The sequence below is a fragment of the Actinomadura sp. NPDC047616 genome (assembly GCF_040642915.1).
Classification (GTDB): Bacteria; Actinomycetota; Actinomycetes; order Streptosporangiales; family Streptosporangiaceae; genus Spirillospora; species Spirillospora miaoliensis.
Window position 1 is genome coordinate 448,274 of the sequence record NZ_JBEYTB010000005.1, and the last position, 18,001, is coordinate 466,274.

Genomic DNA, 18,001 nt, shown 5'->3' on the forward strand with positions numbered 1-18,001 from the left:
GGCGCCCGGCCCGGCCGGGCCGTGTCATTCGCCGACGACGCCGTCGGCCAGCTCGCGCACCACGTCCAGGTGACCGGCGTGCCGGGCGTACTCCTGCAGCAGGTGGAACAGGATCCAGATCAGCGACGGGGCCGGTCCGGAGGCGCCCAGTCGCCCGCCGGCGGACGCGACGTCGTCCAGCCGCGCGCCCGCGACGATGCGCCGGGAGTGCGCGCACGCGTCCAGGAACGTCGCCCGCACGCCCTCGAAGGTCTCCTCCGCGGCGACGTGCCAGCGGCCGCCGGGACCCGGATCGGCGGCGGAGCGGTCGCCCCACGGATCGGGGACGGGCTCGTCGGCGAACCTACAGCGCAACCAGCGCGTCTCCACGTACGCCAGGTGCTTGAGCAGCTCCAGCGGGGTCCAGCCGGACGGGAGCCGGGACGTGCGCAGCTGCTCGTCCGACAGCCCGTCCAGCTTGCGCAGCACCGCGTCGCGGTAGTGGTCGAGATAGCCCGTGAGCAGGTCGCGCGGGTCGGTCAGCGTCACGTCCGGTTCCGCCGGGGGCTCGACATGGGTGACCATGGGGCCACCCTATTAGTGCTCGGGGTGCAGCGCTCCGCCGATGTACGAGGCGGCCAGCAACGTGAAGATGTACGCCTGCAGCAGCTGGACGAACACCTCGAACGCGGTCATGACGATCGTCATGACCAGGCCGACCACGCCCACCCCGAACCCCGCCGGGGACAGCGCGTCCACCAGGAACCAGTACGCCACGGTGGCGAAGAACGCGATCAGCAGGTGCCCGGCGAACATGTTGGCGAACAGCCGGATGGCGTGCGTGACCGGACGCAGCACCAGGTGGTGCAGCAGCTCCAGCGGCGCGTAGAACGCGTACACCCACACCGGCAGCCCGGGCGGGAACATGATCCCGCGCAGGTAGCCCACCAGGCCCTGGTGCCGCACGCTCAACGCCACGTACAGCACGTACACCACCAGCGCCAGCAGCAGCGGGACCGCGAAGTGCGAGGTCGCCGGGAGCTGCAGGCCCGGCACCACGCCCATCAGGTTCATCACCGCGACGAACAGGAACGTCGAGAACAGGAACGGCATCCAGGCGTCGGCGTCCCTGCCCAGCATGGGACGGGCGACCTGCTCGCGGACGAACAGGTACAGCACCTCGCCGGCGTTCTGCACGCCGCGCGGCACCAGACGGGGGCGGGCGAACGCCCGGGCGCAGAACCCGATCACGACGAGCGCCGACAGCCCGATGATCAGGATCGGCTTGGTCAGCCACCGCAGCCAGTGCGGACCGCCGGGGAACAGCGGACCCCAGTCGAAGATCTCGGTGCCGGGCGCCTGGAACCCCGGTTCTCCTCCGGAGGCGAGTACCGTGACGACGCTCACCCCGTCCCTCCTTCCGGGATCTCGTCAGCCGAAGGCGGTCAGGGACAGCCAGTGGTCCAGCAGCGGCCGGTCCCCCGCGACGGCGACGTGGGGCTCCTCGGGCGGGACGCGCCGGGACAGCACGAGCAGCAGGTCCGTCACCGATCCGCGCAGTGTCACGTCGGCGTCGGCGTCGGCCGTGCGCTGGCACGCGACCCCGTCCGGCCGCCGGGTGATCAGCCAGCCGGTCACGTGCGGTTCGGACGGGCGCAGGGCGATCCGCTCGCCGTCGCCGCGCAGCTTCGCCAGGGACGGGTTGAGCGTCGCCGCCCTCGGCCCGGACAGCATGTCCATCGCCTCGTCGATCGCGTCCGCCGCGAGGTCGGAGGCGAGGGCGTAGCCGTCCAGCCGGTCCACGCTGATCGCGGCGTCGGCGTGGTGGACGGCGGTGTCGTACAGCATCCGGCGCACCCAGAAGCGCGCGGGGCGCGGCCCGAGGAACGTCCACACGGTCGTGTCCGGGCCGGCCGTGTCGACCGCGTCGAGCAGGCGCTCCGCCCCGTCCCGCAGCCAGCCGGGCCACTGCGCGGGGTCGTCCGGCGCCTTCTCGGGGACCATCGGGAGGAGGTCGGCGGAGCGTTCGGCCACGAGCGTCGCCGCCCACCGGTGGCCGTTGCCCACGTGCGCGACGAGGTCGCGCAGGCACCATTCGGGGCAGGTCGGCACGTGCCGCTCGGGTGCGGCGCCGTCGGTCATGCGGGCCAGCCCGGCGGTGTGCTCGCGCAGTCCTTCGCAGAGGAGTTCCAGAGACGGCTCTGTCACGGTGATCCCCCTTGTCGTCGTGTGAGTGGGACGCCCGTACCGTAGAAGCTCCACCCGGGTGGAGGTTCAAGTGGCTGTGACCGACGACACGACGCGCGATCCCGGCCTGGGGATCGGGGACCTGGCGCGCCTGACGGGGGTGCCGGTCCGCACGATCCGCTTCTACTGCGACGAGGGGGTCCTGGACGCTCGCCGCAGCGCCGGCGGGCACCGCAGGTTCGACCGGGACGCGGTGGACCGGCTCCGGCTCGTCCGGCGGCTGCGCGGCTTCGGTCTCGGCCTGCCCGCGATCGTCCAGGTGCTGAACGAGGAGCGGTCCCTCGGCGAGGCGGTCGCCGCCGAACGCGCCGCGCTCGATGTCGAGCTGGCCGCGCTCGCCTGGCGGCGCGCCCGCCTGCGCGCGCTGGAGGAGGCGCGGCCGGCCGGCCGCGCCGCGCGCCTGGAACTGCTGGAACGGGTGGAGGACGGGCACGCCGCCCGGGACGCGCTGGTCGCGTTCTGGCGCGGCCTCATCGTCGGCCCGCTGCCCAAGCCGCTCCGGGACGCGTTCGTCGAGGTGTCGGTGCCCGAGCCGCCGGACGATCCCACACCGGCGCAGGTCGTCGCGTACGCGGAGATGGTCACGCTCGCGCAGGACCGGTCGCTGACCACCAGGATGCGCGCGCTCGCCCGGGGCAACGCTCCGCAGATCGCCGACCTGGGCGCGCTGATGGTCGGCGTCGGGGAGGCGTGGCGGCTGGTGGCCCCAGCGCTGCTCGCCGGGCGGACGCCCGAGCCCGGCCCCGCGCTGGACCGTTTCGTCGACGCCCACGTCCAGGTACGGCACGGACGGCGCGATTCCCCGGAGTTCCGCCGTGAGCTGTACGAGATCCTGGAGCCGGACCTGGATCCGCGCCTGGAGCGCTACTGGCGCCTCGTCAGCGAGATCACCGGCGACGTCGCCACGCTCGGCGCCGCGCAGGCCTGGCTGGTGCGCGCCCTGTGCGGCTGCGTGCGATCCGAACAGTAGGGCCCGCCGGGGGACGGGCCGGGTGGACGTTGGCCGTCCGGCGCGTCCACCCGGCCACCCCCTTCCAGCGTGGCGGCGACATCCCCGGTCGGTCGCCGTGCCGCTCGTCCCGTGGTACGGACCCGTGCGCCCGCCGGTTCATCCGGCGTCCCGGCCGATTGCGATCATGGGGAATGACCGGGCCGCGCACGCGGTTCGGTAGGATAGTTGAAAGTTCTACAAACTCTGAGAGGTCGGGTCATGCAGTTCGGGATCTTCAGCGTCGGCGACGTCACGCCCGACCCCACCAACGGCCGGACGCCGACCGAGCGCGAGCGGATCAAGGCGATGGTGACGATCGCCCTGAAGGCCGAGGAGGTCGGCCTGGACGTGTTCGCCACCGGCGAGCACCACAACCCGCCCTTCGTCCCCTCGTCCCCCACCACGATGCTCGGGTACGTCGCCGCGCGCACCGAGCGGCTGATCCTGTCGACCGCCACCACGCTGATCACCACCAACGACCCGGTGAAGATCGCCGAGGACTTCGCCATGCTCCAGCACCTGGCCGACGGCCGCGTCGACCTGATGCTGGGCCGCGGCAACACCGGCCCCGTGTACCCGTGGTTCGGCAAGGACATCCGCGACGGGATCCCGCTGGCGATCGAGAACTACAACCTGCTGCACCGGCTGTGGCGCGAGGACGTGGTCGACTGGGAGGGGCGTCACCGCACGCCGCTGCAGGGCTTCACCTCCACCCCGCGTCCGCTGGACGGGGTGCCGCCGTTCGTCTGGCACGGCTCCATCCGCAGCCCGGAGATCGCCGAGCAGGCCGCCTACTACGGCGACGGCTTCTTCGCCAACAACATCTTCTGGCCCAAGGAGCACTTCCAGCGGCTGATCGGCCTGTACCGGCGGCGCTACGAGCACTACGGGCACGGCAGCGCCGACCAGGCGATCGTCGGCCTGGGCGGCCAGGTGTTCATGCGCAAGAACTCCCAGGACGCCGTCCGGGAGTTCCGGCCCTACTTCGACAACGCGCCGGTCTACGGGCACGGGCCGTCGCTGGAGGACTTCATGGCCCAGACGCCGCTCACCGTCGGCAGCCCGCAGCAGGTGATCGACCGGACCCTGGGGTTCCGCGAGTACTTCGGCGACTACCAGCGGCAGCTGTTCCTGATGGACCACGCGGGCCTGCCGCTCAAGACCGTTCTCGAGCAGCTGGACATCCTGGGGGAGGAGGTCGTCCCGGTGCTGCGCAAGGAGTTCGCCGCGCTGCGTCCCGCGCACGTCCCCGAGGCGCCCACACACGAGTCCCTTCTCGCCGCCGCCGGTGCGAAGGCCGGGGAAGCGGAGGCCGCGCGATGACGGCGCGTTCGGCGGGCGGGCGGACGATCGCGGTGGTCTCGGCCGGGCTGGGGCAGCCGTCCTCGACGCGGCTGCTGGCGGACCGGCTCGCGGCCGCCGCGGCCGACGCCCTGCGGGAGCGCGGCGCCGGCGCCGAGGTCGTCACGGTGGACCTGCGCGACCACGCGCACCAGATGGTGGACGCCACGCTCACCGGGTTCACGGCCGGGGCGCTGCGCGACGCCGTCGAGACGGTGACCGGCGCCGACGGCCTGGTCGCGGTCACGCCCGTCTTCAACGCCTCCTACAGCGGGCTGTTCAAGACGTTCTTCGACCTGCTGGAGCGCGGTTCGCTGGAGGGCCTGCCGGTGCTGATCGGCGCCACCGGCGGCACGGCGCGCCACTCGCTGGTGCTGGAGCACGCCGTCCGCCCGTTGTTCGCCTACATGCGGGCCGTGGTCGCGCCGACGGCCGTCTACGCCGCCTCGGAGGACTGGGGTTCCGGACGGTCCGGCGGCGTGGACGGGCTGCCCGAACGCGTCGCCCGGGCCGGGGACGAGCTGGCGTCGCTGGTCGCCGCACGTCCCCCGGCGGCGGCCCGCCGGGACGCCGAGGACGCCGACCCGTACGAGGATCCTGTCCCGTTCGAGCAGTTGCTGGCCTCCGGCGGGCAGTGAACGCCCGTCCGGATCAGGAGGCGGGACGGAACGGCACGACTCCGGCCGCGAGCATGCCCTCGGCGGCGGCGCCGCGCAGGCGGTCCTCGAAGTCGCCCAGGCCGCCCGCGACGCCGACCGTTCCGGCGAACAGCATGATGTAGCCCAGCATCGCGGCCCGCTCGGCCCACCCGGGCGGCGTGCCGACGCCTTCGGCGCGGCAGAACGGCCGCCCGGGAGGGTCGAGCGGGGACCGGACGGTGAACGCGCCGTCGCGATCGAGCGACGCGCTCCACTCGGGGGCCAGCGGTACCTGCAGGTCGGGCGCGTCCGTGGCCAGGCCGAGACCGCCCCGCAGGCACGCGGCGACCAGCGCGCCGGTCGGCTCCCGGCCGTGCGACCCGGGAGCGGGCGTGCGGTCGGGGTCGTCCAGCAGCGCCAGCGGCACCGCCCCGTTCGGCGTGGGCAGCGCGCTCAGCATCACGTCCAGCCGGAACACCTCGGCGCCCCGGCGCGGCGGCGGGCCGCCGCCGGGCGTTTCGTTCATGCCTTGCGCTCCCGTTTCGCGCGGTACGGAAAACGCGACCGAGTTTGAGAGGCGGCCGGGCCCGGGGCGGTGCAAGGGGAGTGGCTTTCCCCTGGGGCCCGGCGGCCTCGGTCCCTCTCGTCAGGATCGCTGCGGGGCCACGGCCGGGGGCGAGAGGCCGAAACCCCTGGGTGAGGAGAGGGACTATGACCATAACTCCGCAGGTCAGCGGCGTGAAGTGACCTGGTCCTTACAGTTGTTCCCTACTCTTGTCAGGATTCAGACGTGACTAATCACCATTTGCGGACAAAGATCCACTGGGTGTGAGGGGCCTCCGTGCCCACGCGGCTCGTGGGCCGGTTCGGCTCGGAGGCACGGCTCATTCGAAGTCGTCCGGGTTGAACTCCTCCGGGCGCTGCCCCCGCGGCTCGCCGGGGGAGCCCGCCATCTGCTTGGGCTCCGGCGGGCCGGCCGGTGTCGTCGTCTTCTGCTCCGCCGCGGTCGCCTCCCCGGTGGCACCGGGCTCGGCCGCGCGGGCGTCTTCTCGTCCCCTCATGATCCGCTCCTGATCCCCCGCTCATTCCGGACGCTTTCATCTACCCGTTCGGGAGCGGTTCATTCCCGCTGGTCACCGCCTTCCGCGGGGCGGGCTGTCACCCAAGGCACACACATGCCTTTCCAGCGCGCCAGGCATTGAGCGCGCCCCAGCGTCTCATCATCCCCATACCGACGGTGATAGGAGTTGCACGCAAGGTCATGAATCGGCTCGGGGGTGGATCGTGGGAGACGGGGATGCTCTTCTATGTCGCGGCCGCGATATGCGCGATCGGCGTGGTGATGATCGCCGCGCTGCTGTTCCGGCGGCTGGACCGGGTCACCGACGACGCCCAGCCTGACGGCCCCACCGGGGGGCACGCCGGGGCGATGCTGTCGGCGCTGTTCCTGCTGGCGTTCGCCATCGCCATCGTCGTGCCGTGGACCACCAGCGACTCCGCCCGCGCCAACACCTACGTCGAGAGCCAGGCGGTGGCGGAGGCCTACTGGGCCGCCAGCCAGCTGCCCGCCCCGGCCGCCGCTCGGGTCCAGGCCGGGCTGCGCGAGTACGTCGACCTGGTACGGGGCCGCGAGTGGCGGATGATGGCCGACGGGCGGCTCAGCCCGGAGGGCTGGCGGCGCCTGGAGGCCCTGCGGCGCGACGTCATGGCGCTGTCCGCCGCCGACGACCAGGCCAGGGACGACCGTGACGCCGTCACCGACCGGATCGAGGAGATCACCGCCGCGCGCCGCCAGCGCGCCATGGACGCCAAGGCCGCCCCGCCGCCGGGCCTGCTGGCCACCACGGTGGGCACCGGCATCGCCGTCGTGCTGTTCCCGTTCCTCGCCGGCGCCCGCCCGCGCGGCATGACCATCGTGCCGCTGGCGCTGATGGCGGCGATGCTGGGCCTGGGGGTCTACCTGACGTTCGACATCCAGCACGCCTTCACCGGCGGCCTGGCGGTGGGCCCCGACGCCTTCACCGAACTGCTGCCCGAACTGGACCGCATCCCGGGAGGCAGCTGACCGTGCGCGCCGCCGCGCTGCTGCTGGCCGGGACCCTGGCGGCCCTGACGTGCACCGCCGACGCCCGCCCGGCCCGCACCGACGAACGCGCCGCCGCCGTCCCGGCGCCTCCCCACCAGCCCTGGTCCCCGGCCCAGACCGCCGAGGCCGTGGTCACCCTGCCCGTGGCGGCACACGTCCGGCATCCGCACCCGCCGCACGACTCGCCCGGCATCGGCGTCTGCCTCCAGCTCGGCGGCCTGAGCATCCAGGCGGGAATCGGCACCTGGCCCTGCCCCCCGCCCCCCAAGCCCAAACCGCCGAAGCCACCGAAGCCACCCAAACCGCCGAAGCCCCCGAAACCCCCCAAGCCTCCGAAGCCGCCGGAGCAGCCTCCAGAGCCCCCAGAACCGCCCAAGCCTCCCGAGCCGCCCAAGCCATCACCACCGCCACCGGCGCCCTCTCCCACCCAGCGGCCCACACCCCCGCCGACAGCGGCACCAACGCCCGTACCCAGGCCGCCGAGACAACCGTCACCATCCGCCCGGTCGACGCCGTCCGCGACGCCGCGGCCGCCACGCCCCGCGGCCGAGCCGCCCATCGTGACGAAACGCCCGGCGCCCACCCCGTCCCCGGCGGCCCGCCGCCCCCTCCGCCGCGCCGAGCCGCCCCACCGCAAGCAGACGCTGCCGACTCTGGTGATCGTCGCGGTCCTGGCAGCGGCGATCGCCTCGGGCACCGCCTTCGCCTTCGTCCGCTGACCCATCCACCCCGCCGGACCTGCCACGACCCGCCGGACGTGCCACCGCACGGCCCGCCCCGGCCGACATCAGAAGACGAGCCGGACCACAGTCCGACGCCGGCCGTTGGGTGCCGGTTTCGGCTGGGGGGTGGATGGGAGGAGGGCGGTGCATCATGATCTGGTGGTGGACGTTCATATTGTGCCCGTGCCGCGTCGGCTTCGGGTGACCGGTGAGTCGGGGCCCTTCGGCGGTGAGCCGCGGGTGGGCGTCGATCCGGCGCTGCCGTCCGAGGGGTACCGGCTGACGATCGGGCCGGACGGAGCGACGATCACGGGCGGCGGTGAGGCGGGGGTCTTCTGGGGGCGGCAGACCCTGCGTCAGCTGCTGGGCCCGGACGCGTACCGCCGCGCGCCGATCCGCCCGGCGCCGCGCGCCCTGCCGTATCTGACGATCGAGGACGAGCCGCGCTTCGCCTGGCGGGGGTTGCTGCTGGACGTGGCCCGCCACTTCATGCCCAAGGACGGCGTCCTGCGCTACCTCGACCTGATGGCCGCGCACAAGCTGAACGTGCTGCACCTGCATCTGACCGACGACCAGGGCTGGCGCGTGGAGATCAGGCGCCGGCCCAGGCTCACGGAGGTGGGGGCCTGGCGGCGGCGCACCAGGCTGGGCTGGGGCGATCCGCCGATGTGGGACGAACGGCCGCACGGCGGCTTCTACACCCAGGACGACCTGCGCGAGATCGTCGCCTACGCCGCCGCGCGGCACATCACCGTCGTCCCGGAGATCGACGTCCCCGGCCACTCGCAGGCCGCCATCGCCGCCTACCCCGAACTGGGCAACGCCGACGTGGTGGACACCGCGAGCCTGGAGGTGCGGACCGGCTGGGGCGTCAGCCCCAACGTGCTCGCGCCCACCGACCAGGTCCTGCGCTTCTACGAGGACGTCCTCACCGAGGTGCTGGAGATCTTCCCGAGCCGGTTCGTGCACATCGGCGGCGACGAGTGCCCCAAGGACCAGTGGCGGGCGTCCGCGACCGCGCAGGCCCGCATCCGCGCCGAGGGGCTGCGGGACGAGGCGGAGCTGCAGTCGTGGTTCATCCGCCACTTCGACCGCTGGCTCGCCGAACGGGGACGGCGCCTCATCGGCTGGGACGAGATCCTGGAGGGCGGCCTGGCCGACGGCGCGGCCGTGGCGTCCTGGCAGGGGTACGCGGGCGGCATCACGGCGGCCCGGGCGGGCCACGACGTGGTGATGTGCCCGATGCAGGAGGTCTACCTCGACCACCGGCAGGCCGACGGGGACGACGAGCCGGTGCCGTTCGGCTGGGTCCGCACGCTGCGGGACGTGTACCGCTTCGAGCCCGTGCCGCCCGAGCTGGCCGGCACGGAGCACGCCGCCCGGATCATCGGCACCCAGGCCAACATGTGGACCGAGGTCGCCGACTCCCAGCAGCGCGTCGACTACCAGGTCTTCCCCCGCCTCGCCGCGTTCGCCGAGGTGGCCTGGTCGCACCTGCCCGCCCCGGACGAGCGCGACGTCGAGGACTTCCGGCGGCGCATGGACGCCGCCCACTACGCGCGCCTGGACGCCATGGGCGTCGCCTACCGGCCGCCGTCCGGTCCGCTTCCCTGGCAGCGTCGCCCCGGCATCCCGGGACGCCCCTTCACCGGCCCGCCCCGCGAGAGGAACCGTCCGTAGCCGGTCACCGCGAGGCGCGGGGGTCAGAGGCGCATGTAGACGCGGATGGTGGTGCCTTCGGGGGTGGTGTGGAGGCGGACCAGGTCGGTCAGGTGGTTGACCATCAGCAGGCCACGGCCGCCGTCGGTGCTCAGGTCCACGGGCAGGCGGCCCACCAGGGGGTCGGTGATCCGGCCGTCGTCGCGGACCTCGCCGACCACGTGGCCGTCCTCCGGCCAGATGCGCAGGACGCCCTTGCCGCCGGCGTGGACGACCGAGTTGGCGCCCAGTTCGTTGACCGCGAGCTCCAGGTCGCCCGCGCGGCGCTCGTCGAGACCCAGGGCGGCGCCGCGGGCGTACGCGAACTCCCGCATGCGCGGCAGGGTGTCGACGTCGTAGGGGAACTCGTCCGGCGTCGTGCCGGGCGGGGGGTCGGGCAGCGGGCGGTTGTACCGTTCGATGACGCTGTGGGGGGCGTAGTGGGGGCTGCGGCGCTGCCCGTCCCGGTCGATCACCGTCGGGTGGGTGGCGTGCGCGTCGGCGAGGGCCTGCGCGTCCAGGGCCGAGGTGTCGTACGGGCACAGGATGGTGGCGTTCCGGCCCGCGAACGCCAGGTTGATCAGCGCCTCGTGCTGGACGCAGGCCGGGTACTCGTCGGGCGAGCGGCCCGCCCAGACGGGCTCGCCGATGATGCGGACGCGGGCGGCGCGGTGCCGGTCGGCGAACGCGCGCAGCACGCCCGGGATGATCCGGCCCGGGTTGCGGCCCGCCACGGTCATGTCGATCCACTCCACCCTGGCCGCGGCGGCGCCCAGGCCGGCGCGTATGGCGTCCAGGCGCGGCCCGGGCACGGCGACGGCCACGGGCTCCCCGGCATCCAGCCCCGCGCGGACGAACGGCACCGTACCGCTCAGGTACTCGCCGTCGTCGCGGTAGAACAGAGCCGGATGCCCGAAGGGACTTCCCGGCTCGGTATCGGACCGGTCGCTCATCGGTCCGTCACCTCGAGAGCGGAAAGGTAAGGAAACATCACTTCGAGGGTACGCGTCAGTGCCGACGGTGGGCGATGCAGGATCATCCGGCTGCCCTCCCGCAGTCGTCCCGCGGACCTCACGAGGACGGCTACCCCTCCGGCGTCGATGAAAACGAGCCCCGCCAACTCCAGATCGACGGTGCCGCCGCGCCTCACCAGACCGCCCAGTTCACTCGCCCAGTAGGCGCGGTTGGCGACGTTCACCTCGCCCTCCACCCGCAGGCCCGTGCCCGTGGCGAGCGGGCGCAGGGTCAGCCCGGGGGCCCGCCGAGCGCGGCCGTCGATGCGCGGCGCCGTGGCGGGCGGCTCCTGCCGTGGTCGTTCCGTCAACGCTTCACCGCCCTTCCCTCCATCCGCACACTAGGTGCACCGGCATGTCAAGGCGATGGATAAGCCGAAAACGACGCGTGTACCCGGCCGATCCGGTTCCCGGGCGGCCGGAGGAGCATGGCGTCCACGACGTCGGACAGCAGCTCCCGGCGGCGGTAGGCGGCGCGCTGGCGGTCCGCGCCGGTGCCGTGGTCCAGCAGGAACCGCACGCCGGCGGCGACGCGTTCCAGGTCGCCGCTGTCGCTCAGCGCGGGCCGCACGTGCGCCACCAGGTCCTCCACCAGCCGGCGCTGCGGGACGGGACGTCCGGTGAACACGTCGATGCCGCCGCCCGACAGTCCGTCGCGCGCGGCGAGCCAGTACGCCGCGCGCAGGATCTCCGGGGACGGGTTGGGCGGCGCGGAGCCCTCCTCGACCGCCGTGAGCGACACCTGCACCAGCGCCCGGATGAGGGCGGCGAACAGCACCGCCTCGTCGGCCGTCGGCACCACGTCCCCGAGCCGGACCTCCACGGTCGGCAGGTGCGAGGACGGCCGCACGTCCCAGAACAGGGTGCCGACGTCCAGCAGCGCGCCGCAGCGCAGCAGCGTCCCGACCAGGTCCTCGAAGTGCTGCAGCGACTCGAAGAACGGCGGCGGGCCCGCCACCGGCCAGCGCGACCAGGCCATCACCCGCCAGCACGCGTACCCGGTGTCGCGGCCCGCCCAGTACGGCGAGTTGGCCGCCATCGCCATGAGCGTCGGCAGCCACGGCCGCAGGTGGTTGCTGACCTGCACCGCCTGCGCCCGGTCGGGCATCTCCACGTGGACGTGGCAGGAGCAGATGCACTGCTCGTCGTCCAGCGCCCGGTAGGTGGCCAGGCCCTCGGCGTAGCGGGCGCCGGCGCTGATCGGGGGCGGCAGCACCTCGCCCAGCACGGGGGTGCCGGTGGCCGCCAGCCGCACGCCCTCGCGCTCGGCGGCCGTCGCCATCGCCGCGCGCATGTCCCGGATCTGCTCGTCGAGCTTGTCCAGGTCGTCGCACGGCGCGGTCTTCGCCTCCGCCAGACAGGCGATCATCTCCGTGGAGGCGCGGTCGCCCAGCTCCGCCGCCGCCCGCCGCACCACGGCGCCGCCTCGCGCGACGACCTTGCGGGAGCCGGGAGCGACGACGAAGTACTCCTCCTCGACGCCGATTCTGAGGGTCATCCCACCACCTCGTGCCGGTGTCGGAGGGCACCGCGTCATCTCGACGGTACGCGCCGGCGGGCCGCTTGGGCACCACCCGGCACGCCGTCGCGCACGCCCGGGGGCGTCGCTTTGCGGCCGCTTTACCCGCTACCAGGGCGGGCACCGTGACGGTGCGACGGGCGCGGCAAGCCCGGCCGTGGTGAACACGGCCCCGATAACGCGACCGCCCCCGCCCTGCCCGCGAGGCGGGAGGGACGGGGGCGGCTCACGTGCCGGTCGGTGCCGGTCGGTGTCCCGTTCGGCGGCCGGTCAGCGGCTGCCGTCGTCGACGACCACGTCGCTCATGATGTCCACGGCGAAGGCGATGATGCCGCCGAGCACCACGATGCCCGCGCCGACGAGGAACACGGGCCAGTTCGGCCCCATGGCGATCGCGACCCCGCCGACGATGAAACCGATGAAGATCACCGCCACCGCGGCCCACGACTTCGGCCGTCCGGCGTGGCTCCCACTCGACATGCGTCTCTTCTCTCTCAGACCTTCGACCAGGGACGTACTACGACGCTGAACACTAGCAACGCCACGCCCGGGCCGTGCTCCGGGGTGCCTTTCCGCGGCGGCGTGCGGCGGGCCCCGCGGCGCCTGGCTCCGGCGCGGTCGCGGCGGCCGCGCAGGGCGCACCCCGCGCAATTCCGGGCGTAGGCGCTCGCTTACCATCCAGGGCATGACGGTGCCGCCTGAGGAACTGGAACTGGCCGCCGTCTTCCCCCCGGTCCAGCGGGACCGGTGGCGGGAGATGGTCCGAACGGTGCTGCGCAAGTCCGGCGCCGCCACCGACGAGACGCCCCTGAGCGAGATCGAGGGCCTGCTCACCCGCGAGTCGTACGAGGGCGTGCCCATCGCGCCCCTCTACACCAGGGACGACACCGTCCCGGGGCGTCCCGGGCTGGCGCCGTCCGTGCGGAGCGTGCGGCCGGACGGCGAGGGGCTGGCGGGCTGGGACGTGCGGCAGCGGCACGTCCACCCGGACCCCGGGACGACCCGGCAGGCGATCCTCGCCGACCTGGAGAACGGCGCCACCTCCGTGTGGCTGACGCTGGGCGACCACGGCGTGCCCGTGGCGGCGCTGCCGGAGGTGCTCCGGGACGTCCACCTGCACCTGGCGCCCGTGGTCCTGGACGCGGGCGCGCGGACGGACGAGGCCGCCGAGGCCTTCCTCGGGCTCGTGGCCGAACGCGGCCAGGCCGGCGACGCGCTGGGCAACCTGGGCGCCGACCCGCTGGGGCTGACGGCCCGCACCGGCGTGCCGGCCCCCCTGGAGCCGGCGGCGGCGCTGGCGGTGCGGTGCGCCCGCGAGTTCCCGCACCTGCGGGCGATCACGGTCGACGCGACCGTCCACCACGACGCCGGGGGGAGCGACGCCGAGGAACTGGGCGGCGCGGTGGCCGCCGCCGTCGCCTACCTGCGGGCCCTCACCGACGCCGGGCTGGACGTCGGCGCCGCCTTCGGGCAGCTGGAGTTCCGCCTGGCCGTCACCGCCGACCAGTTCATGTCCATCGCCAAGCTGCGCGCCGCGCGCCGCCTGTGGACGAGGGTCGCGCAGGTGTGCGGGGCGGAGGAGACCGTGGCGCGGCTGCACGCGGTGACGTCCTCGCCGATGATGACCCGCCGCGACCCCTGGGTGAACATGCTGCGCACCACCGTCGCTGCGTTCGCGGCCGGGGTCGGGGGAGCGGACGCGGTCACCGTCCAGCCGTTCGACGCCCGCCTGGGGCTGCCCGACGACTTCGCCCGGCGCATCGCGCGCAACACCCAGACGCTCCTGCTGGAGGAGTCCAGCCTGGCGCGCGTCGTCGACCCCGCCGGGGGCTCCTGGTACGTCGAGCGTCTCACCGAGGACCTGGCGCAGGCCGCCTGGGACTGGTTCACCCGGATCGAGAAGGCCGGGGGGCTGGCCGCCGCCCTGGAGTCGGGCATGGTGGCCGAACGGCTCGCCGCCACCTGGGAGCGCCGCCGCAGGGACATCGCCCGCCGCAAGGCCCCCCTCACGGGCGTCAGCGAGTTCCCCAACCTGGACGAGAAGCTGCCCCCGCGCGCCCCCGCGCCCACCCCGGACACCTCGGGGGGCGGGCTGCCGGTCGTACGGTACGCCCAGGACTTCGAGGCCCTGCGCGACCGCGCCGACGCGCACGCCGACCGCACCGGGACCCGCCCCAGGGTGTTCCTGGCGACGCTCGGCCCGGTCGCCGTGCACACCGCGCGCGCGACGTTCGCCGCCAACCTGTTCCAGGCCGGCGGGATCGAGACCGTCAGCGGGCCGCCGGAGGAGTTCGCCGCCAGCGGCGCGACCGTGGCGTGCCTGTGCTCCAGCGACGCGCTGTACGAGGAGCGGGCCGCCGACGCCGCGCGGACGCTCAGGGACGCGGGCGCCTTGAAGGTGTGGCTCGCGGGTAAGGGTTCCTTTGACGGGGTGGATGCCAGGATCTTCGCGGGCTGCGACGCCGTGGACGTCCTGGAGACCACCCTCGGCGATCTGGGAGTGAACTGATGATCCCCGACTTCTCCGAGGTCGAGCTCGGCGCCCCCGTCCCCGCCGACGAGGCCGCCAAGCGGTGGCGGGCGGCGGCGGCCGAGGCCACGGGGCAGGACCCCGACGCCCGGCCCTGGGACACCCCCGAGGGCATCGCCGTCCGGTCGCTCTACACCGCCGACGACCTGGCCGAGGTGGACTTCCTCGACACCTACCCCGGCATCGCCCCGTACCTGCGCGGCCCGTACCCCGCCATGTACGCCACCCAGCCGTGGACCATCCGCCAGTACGCGGGGTTCTCCACGGCCGAGGAGTCCAACGCCTTCTACCGGCGCAACCTGGCCGCCGGGCAGAAGGGCCTGTCGGTCGCGTTCGACCTGGCCACCCACCGTGGCTACGACTCCGACCACCCGCGCGTGCAGGGCGACGTCGGCATGGCGGGCGTCGCGATCGACTCCATCTACGACATGCGCCGGCTGTTCGACGGGATCCCCCTCGACCGGATGAGCGTGTCGATGACCATGAACGGCGCGGTGCTGCCGGTGATGGCGCTGTACATCGTCGCCGCCGAGGAGCAGGGGGTGGCGCCCGAGCGGCTCGCCGGGACCATCCAGAACGACATCCTCAAGGAGTTCATGGTCCGCAACACCTACATCTACCCGCCCGGGCCGTCGATGCGGATCATCTCCGACATCTTCGCCTACACCTCGCAGCGGATGCCGAAGTTCAACTCGATCTCGATCTCCGGGTACCACATCCAGGAGGCCGGGGCCACGGCCGACCTGGAGCTGGCCTACACCCTCGCCGACGGGGTCGAGTACATCCGCGCCGGGCTGGACGCCGGGCTGGACATCGACGCGTTCGCGCCCCGCCTGTCGTTCTTCTGGGCGATCGGCATGAACTTCTTCATGGAGGTCGCCAAGCTGCGCGCCGCGCGGCTGCTGTGGGCGCGGCTCGTCAGGGACTTCGAGCCGTCCAACCCCAAGTCGCTGAGCCTGCGCACGCACTGCCAGACCTCCGGCTGGTCGCTGACCGCGCAGGACGTGTTCAACAACGTGGCGCGCACCTGCGTCGAGGCGATGGCCGCCACCCAGGGCCACACCCAGTCGCTGCACACCAACGCCCTGGACGAGGCGCTGGCGCTGCCCACCGACTTCTCCGCCCGCATCGCCCGCAACACCCAGCTGCTGCTGCAGCAGGAGTCCGGCACCACCCGCACCATCGACCCGTGGGGCGGCAGCGCCTACGTCGAACGCCTCACCCACGACCTGGCGCTGCGCGCCTGGGGCCACATCCGGGAGGTGGAGGCGGCCGGCGGCATGGCGCGGGCCATCGACGACGGGCTGCCCAAGCTGCGCATCGAGGAGGCCGCCGCCCGCACCCAGGCGCGCATCGACTCCGGGCGCCAGCCGGTCATCGGCGTCAACAAGTACCGCCCCGACGCCGACGAGCACATCGAGGTCCTCAAGGTCGACAACGCTGCGGTGCGCGCCCAGCAGATCGACAAGCTGCGGCGGCTGCGCGAGGAGCGGTCGGCCGAGGAGGCGGACGCCGCCCTGGCCGCCCTGACCCGCGCCGCCGACGCCGCCGTGCGCGGCGACCGCGGTCCCGGCCTGGAGGGCAACCTGCTCGCCCTGGCCGTCGACGCCGCCCGCGCCAAGGCGACCGTGGGGGAGATCTCCGACGCGCTGGAACGGGCGTTCGGGCGCCATGCCGCCAACATCCGTACCATTTCAGGCGTGTACCGGGAGGAAGCAGGCCGCGTGAGCGCCATCGAACGGGCCCGCGAGGCGACCGACGCGTTCGCCGCGGCCGAGGGCCGGCGGCCCCGCATTCTGGTCGCCAAGATGGGGCAGGACGGCCACGACCGCGGCCAGAAGGTGATCGCCACCGGCTTCGCCGACCTGGGCTTCGACGTCGACGTGGGCCCGCTGTTCCAGACCCCCGAGGAGGTCGCCCGCCAGGCCGTCGAGGCCGACGTGCACGTCGTCGGCGTCAACTCGCTGGCCGCCGGGCACCTGACGCTGGTGCCCGCGCTGCGCGAGGCGCTGGCCGCCCTCGGCCGCGACGACATCATGATCGTCGTGGGCGGCGTCATCCCGCCGCAGGACTTCGACGCGCTGCGCGCCGCGGGCGCCTCGGCGATCTTCCCGCCCGGCACCGTGCTGGCCGACGCCGCCGTCGACCTGCTCAAGGAGCTGTCGGCACGGCTGGGACACCACGCGGCGTGAGCGGCGACGGGAGCCGGCGGCGCGGCCTGCCCGGGCTGGACGAGTACGTCACGGGTGTGCGCAAGGGGGCGCGGGCGTGGATCGCCCGCGCGATCACCCTCGTGGAGTCGACCCGTCCCGACCACCGTGACCTGGCGCAACGGCTGCTGGTGGAGCTGACCCCGTTCGCGGGCGGCGCTCGCCGGGTCGGCATCACCGGCGTGCCCGGCGTCGGCAAGTCGACGTTCATCGACGCGCTCGGCACCAACCTCACCGGGGCCGGGCACAAGGTCGCCGTGCTGGCCGTCGACCCGTCGTCCACCCGCACGGGCGGCAGCATCCTCGGCGACAAGACGCGCATGCAGCGGCTGGCCGTCGACCCGCAGGCGTTCATCCGTCCCTCGCCCACGGCGGGCACGCTCGGCGGCGTCGCCAAGGCCACCCGCGAGGCCATGGTGGTGATGGAGGCCGCCGGATACGACGTCGTGCTCGTCGAGACGGTCGGGGTCGGGCAGTCCGAGACGACCGTCGCCGAGATGGTCGACTCGTTCCTGTTCCTCACCCTGGCCCGCACCGGCGACCAGCTCCAGGGCATCAAGAAGGGCGTCCTGGAACTGGCCGACGTCATCGCCGTCAACAAGGCCGACGGCCCGCACGAGATGGAGGCGCGCAAGGCCGCCCGCGAGCTCGCCGGCGCCCTGCGGCTGCTGCGCAGCGACGAACGCGCCCGCGCCGTCCCCGTCCTGACGTGCAGCGCCCGCGAGAACCGCGGCCTGGACGAGATCTGGCGGCACCTGGTCGAGCACCAGGACCGGCTGGCGGCCGGCGGCGAACTGGAGACCCGCCGGCGCCGCCAGCAGGTCGGCTGGACGTGGGAGATGGTGCACGACCGGCTGCTGACCGAACTGCGCGACCACCCCGCCGTCCGCGCCATCGCCCCCGACCTGGAACGTCAGGTGGCCGAGGGCCGCCTGACCCCCGCCCTGGCCGCCGAGCGCATCCTGTCCGCCTTCACCCGCTGACCACGCCCGCCCGGCGCCGCCCGGTCGTGCGGTGCCGCCTTCGC

The 18,001-nt window shown here is 73.8% G+C and carries 18 protein-coding genes; 9 read left to right on the forward strand and 9 right to left on the reverse strand.

Going from position 1 to position 18,001, the window contains the following annotated elements; all coding sequences use genetic code 11:
• Window positions 1–24: 24 nt before the first annotated feature.
• The 3 genes from ABZ801_RS15625 to ABZ801_RS15635 are packed head-to-tail and all read right to left on the reverse strand — an operon-like array spanning window position 25 to window position 2,187.
• Window positions 25–564: a DinB family protein gene (locus ABZ801_RS15625; protein WP_360698094.1), complete on the reverse strand. Its 540-nt coding sequence runs from the start codon at window positions 562–564 to the stop codon at window positions 25–27.
• A gap of 12 nt (window positions 565–576) precedes the next feature.
• Complete coding sequence (gene atpB, locus ABZ801_RS15630) at window positions 577–1,386, reverse strand: F0F1 ATP synthase subunit A (RefSeq protein WP_344955041.1); 810 nt, start codon at window positions 1,384–1,386, stop codon at window positions 577–579.
• 24 nt (window positions 1,387–1,410) lie between these two features.
• Entirely contained in the window at window positions 1,411–2,187 is a 777-nt protein-coding gene (locus tag ABZ801_RS15635) for a maleylpyruvate isomerase family mycothiol-dependent enzyme (protein ID WP_360698098.1), read from the reverse strand.
• 70 nt (window positions 2,188–2,257) lie between these two features.
• On the opposite strand from ABZ801_RS15635, the gene ABZ801_RS15640 reads away from it, so the two are divergent.
• From ABZ801_RS15640 to ABZ801_RS15650, 3 genes are all read left to right on the forward strand, one after another.
• Window positions 2,258–3,196, forward strand: coding sequence for a MerR family transcriptional regulator (locus tag ABZ801_RS15640; RefSeq protein WP_360698101.1), 939 nt, complete (start codon window positions 2,258–2,260; stop codon window positions 3,194–3,196).
• Window positions 3,197–3,436: 240 nt separating this feature from the next.
• Window positions 3,437–4,540: an LLM class flavin-dependent oxidoreductase gene (locus ABZ801_RS15645; RefSeq protein ID WP_360698104.1), complete on the forward strand. Its 1,104-nt coding sequence runs from the start codon at window positions 3,437–3,439 to the stop codon at window positions 4,538–4,540.
• Window positions 4,537–5,196 (forward strand): CE1759 family FMN reductase, encoded by a 660-nt coding sequence (locus ABZ801_RS15650; protein ID WP_360698107.1) that lies wholly within the window; start codon window positions 4,537–4,539, stop codon window positions 5,194–5,196. The genes ABZ801_RS15645 and ABZ801_RS15650 overlap by 4 nt, the downstream gene beginning before the upstream one ends.
• 13 nt (window positions 5,197–5,209) lie before the next feature.
• Here ABZ801_RS15650 and ABZ801_RS15655 read toward each other — a convergent pair whose 3' ends face one another.
• Complete coding sequence (locus ABZ801_RS15655; protein WP_360698112.1) at window positions 5,210–5,722, reverse strand: hypothetical protein; 513 nt, start codon at window positions 5,720–5,722, stop codon at window positions 5,210–5,212.
• Window positions 5,723–6,080: 358 nt separating this feature from the next.
• Window positions 6,081–6,257 (reverse strand): hypothetical protein, encoded by a 177-nt coding sequence (locus ABZ801_RS15660; RefSeq protein WP_360698115.1) that lies wholly within the window; start codon window positions 6,255–6,257, stop codon window positions 6,081–6,083.
• A gap of 236 nt (window positions 6,258–6,493) precedes the next feature.
• Here ABZ801_RS15660 and ABZ801_RS15665 point away from each other — a divergent pair, with 236 nt between their 5' ends.
• The 3 genes from ABZ801_RS15665 (at window position 6,494) to ABZ801_RS15675 (ending at window position 9,684) form a co-directional block, all read left to right on the forward strand.
• A complete protein-coding gene (locus tag ABZ801_RS15665; RefSeq protein WP_344955028.1) occupies window positions 6,494–7,261 on the forward strand; it encodes a hypothetical protein in 768 nt (255 codons plus the stop codon).
• 581 nt (window positions 7,262–7,842) lie between these two features.
• Complete coding sequence (locus tag ABZ801_RS15670) at window positions 7,843–8,001, forward strand: hypothetical protein (RefSeq protein ID WP_344955026.1); 159 nt, start codon at window positions 7,843–7,845, stop codon at window positions 7,999–8,001.
• 186 nt (window positions 8,002–8,187) lie between these two features.
• On the forward strand, window positions 8,188–9,684 hold the full coding sequence (locus ABZ801_RS15675; protein WP_360698120.1) for a beta-N-acetylhexosaminidase: 1,497 nt from the start codon (window positions 8,188–8,190) through the stop codon (window positions 9,682–9,684).
• A 23-nt stretch (window positions 9,685–9,707) separates the two neighbouring features.
• Here ABZ801_RS15675 and ABZ801_RS15680 read toward each other — a convergent pair whose 3' ends face one another.
• The 4 genes from ABZ801_RS15680 to ABZ801_RS15695 form a co-directional block, all read right to left on the reverse strand.
• Entirely contained in the window at window positions 9,708–10,655 is a 948-nt protein-coding gene (locus ABZ801_RS15680) for a sensor histidine kinase (RefSeq protein WP_344955024.1), read from the reverse strand.
• On the reverse strand, window positions 10,652–11,026 hold the full coding sequence (locus ABZ801_RS15685; protein WP_360698123.1) for an STAS domain-containing protein: 375 nt from the start codon (window positions 11,024–11,026) through the stop codon (window positions 10,652–10,654). Before ABZ801_RS15685 ends, ABZ801_RS15680 begins: the two co-directional genes overlap by 4 nt.
• Before the next feature lie 47 nt (window positions 11,027–11,073).
• The gene (locus tag ABZ801_RS15690) at window positions 11,074–12,213 is read right to left on the reverse strand and encodes a glutamate--cysteine ligase (protein WP_360698126.1); all 1,140 of its coding nucleotides are present in this window, start codon (window positions 12,211–12,213) and stop codon (window positions 11,074–11,076) included.
• Window positions 12,214–12,504: 291 nt separating this feature from the next.
• Entirely contained in the window at window positions 12,505–12,714 is a 210-nt protein-coding gene (locus tag ABZ801_RS15695; RefSeq protein WP_344955018.1) for an HGxxPAAW family protein, read from the reverse strand.
• 205 nt (window positions 12,715–12,919) lie between these two features.
• On the opposite strand from ABZ801_RS15695, the gene ABZ801_RS15700 reads away from it, so the two are divergent.
• The 3 genes from ABZ801_RS15700 to meaB are packed head-to-tail and all read left to right on the forward strand — an operon-like array spanning window position 12,920 to window position 17,957.
• Window positions 12,920–14,743: a methylmalonyl-CoA mutase subunit beta gene (locus ABZ801_RS15700; protein ID WP_360698130.1), complete on the forward strand. Its 1,824-nt coding sequence runs from the start codon at window positions 12,920–12,922 to the stop codon at window positions 14,741–14,743.
• Window positions 14,743–16,956 carry a methylmalonyl-CoA mutase gene (scpA, locus tag ABZ801_RS15705; protein WP_360698134.1) on the forward strand — a complete coding sequence of 738 codons (2,214 nt, stop codon included), beginning with the start codon at window positions 14,743–14,745 and terminating at the stop codon, window positions 16,954–16,956. Before ABZ801_RS15700 ends, scpA begins: the two co-directional genes overlap by 1 nt.
• A 26-nt stretch (window positions 16,957–16,982) precedes the next feature.
• Complete coding sequence (gene meaB / locus ABZ801_RS15710) at window positions 16,983–17,957, forward strand: methylmalonyl Co-A mutase-associated GTPase MeaB (RefSeq protein WP_360698199.1); 975 nt, start codon at window positions 16,983–16,985, stop codon at window positions 17,955–17,957.
• Window positions 17,958–18,001 lie beyond the last annotated feature (44 nt).

Excerpts from the sequence above, each read along its gene's own strand:
- ABZ801_RS15625 (WP_360698094.1), bottom strand. The coding sequence starts at position 564 with ATGGTCACCCATGTCGAGCCCCCGGCGGAACCGGACGTGACGCTGACC.
- ABZ801_RS15645 (WP_360698104.1), top strand. The coding sequence starts at position 3,437 with ATGCAGTTCGGGATCTTCAGCGTCGGCGACGTCACGCCCGACCCCACC.
- ABZ801_RS15650 (WP_360698107.1), top strand. The coding sequence starts at position 4,537 with ATGACGGCGCGTTCGGCGGGCGGGCGGACGATCGCGGTGGTCTCGGCC.
- ABZ801_RS15655 (WP_360698112.1), bottom strand. The coding sequence starts at position 5,722 with ATGAACGAAACGCCCGGCGGCGGCCCGCCGCCGCGCCGGGGCGCCGAG.
- ABZ801_RS15660 (WP_360698115.1), bottom strand. The coding sequence starts at position 6,257 with ATGAGGGGACGAGAAGACGCCCGCGCGGCCGAGCCCGGTGCCACCGGG.
- ABZ801_RS15665 (WP_344955028.1), top strand. The coding sequence starts at position 6,494 with ATGCTCTTCTATGTCGCGGCCGCGATATGCGCGATCGGCGTGGTGATG.
- ABZ801_RS15680 (WP_344955024.1), bottom strand. The coding sequence starts at position 10,655 with ATGAGCGACCGGTCCGATACCGAGCCGGGAAGTCCCTTCGGGCATCCG.
- ABZ801_RS15690 (WP_360698126.1), bottom strand. The coding sequence starts at position 12,213 with ATGACCCTCAGAATCGGCGTCGAGGAGGAGTACTTCGTCGTCGCTCCC.
- ABZ801_RS15695 (WP_344955018.1), bottom strand. The coding sequence starts at position 12,714 with ATGTCGAGTGGGAGCCACGCCGGACGGCCGAAGTCGTGGGCCGCGGTG.
- ABZ801_RS15700 (WP_360698130.1), top strand. The coding sequence starts at position 12,920 with ATGACGGTGCCGCCTGAGGAACTGGAACTGGCCGCCGTCTTCCCCCCG.
- scpA (WP_360698134.1), top strand. The coding sequence starts at position 14,743 with ATGATCCCCGACTTCTCCGAGGTCGAGCTCGGCGCCCCCGTCCCCGCC.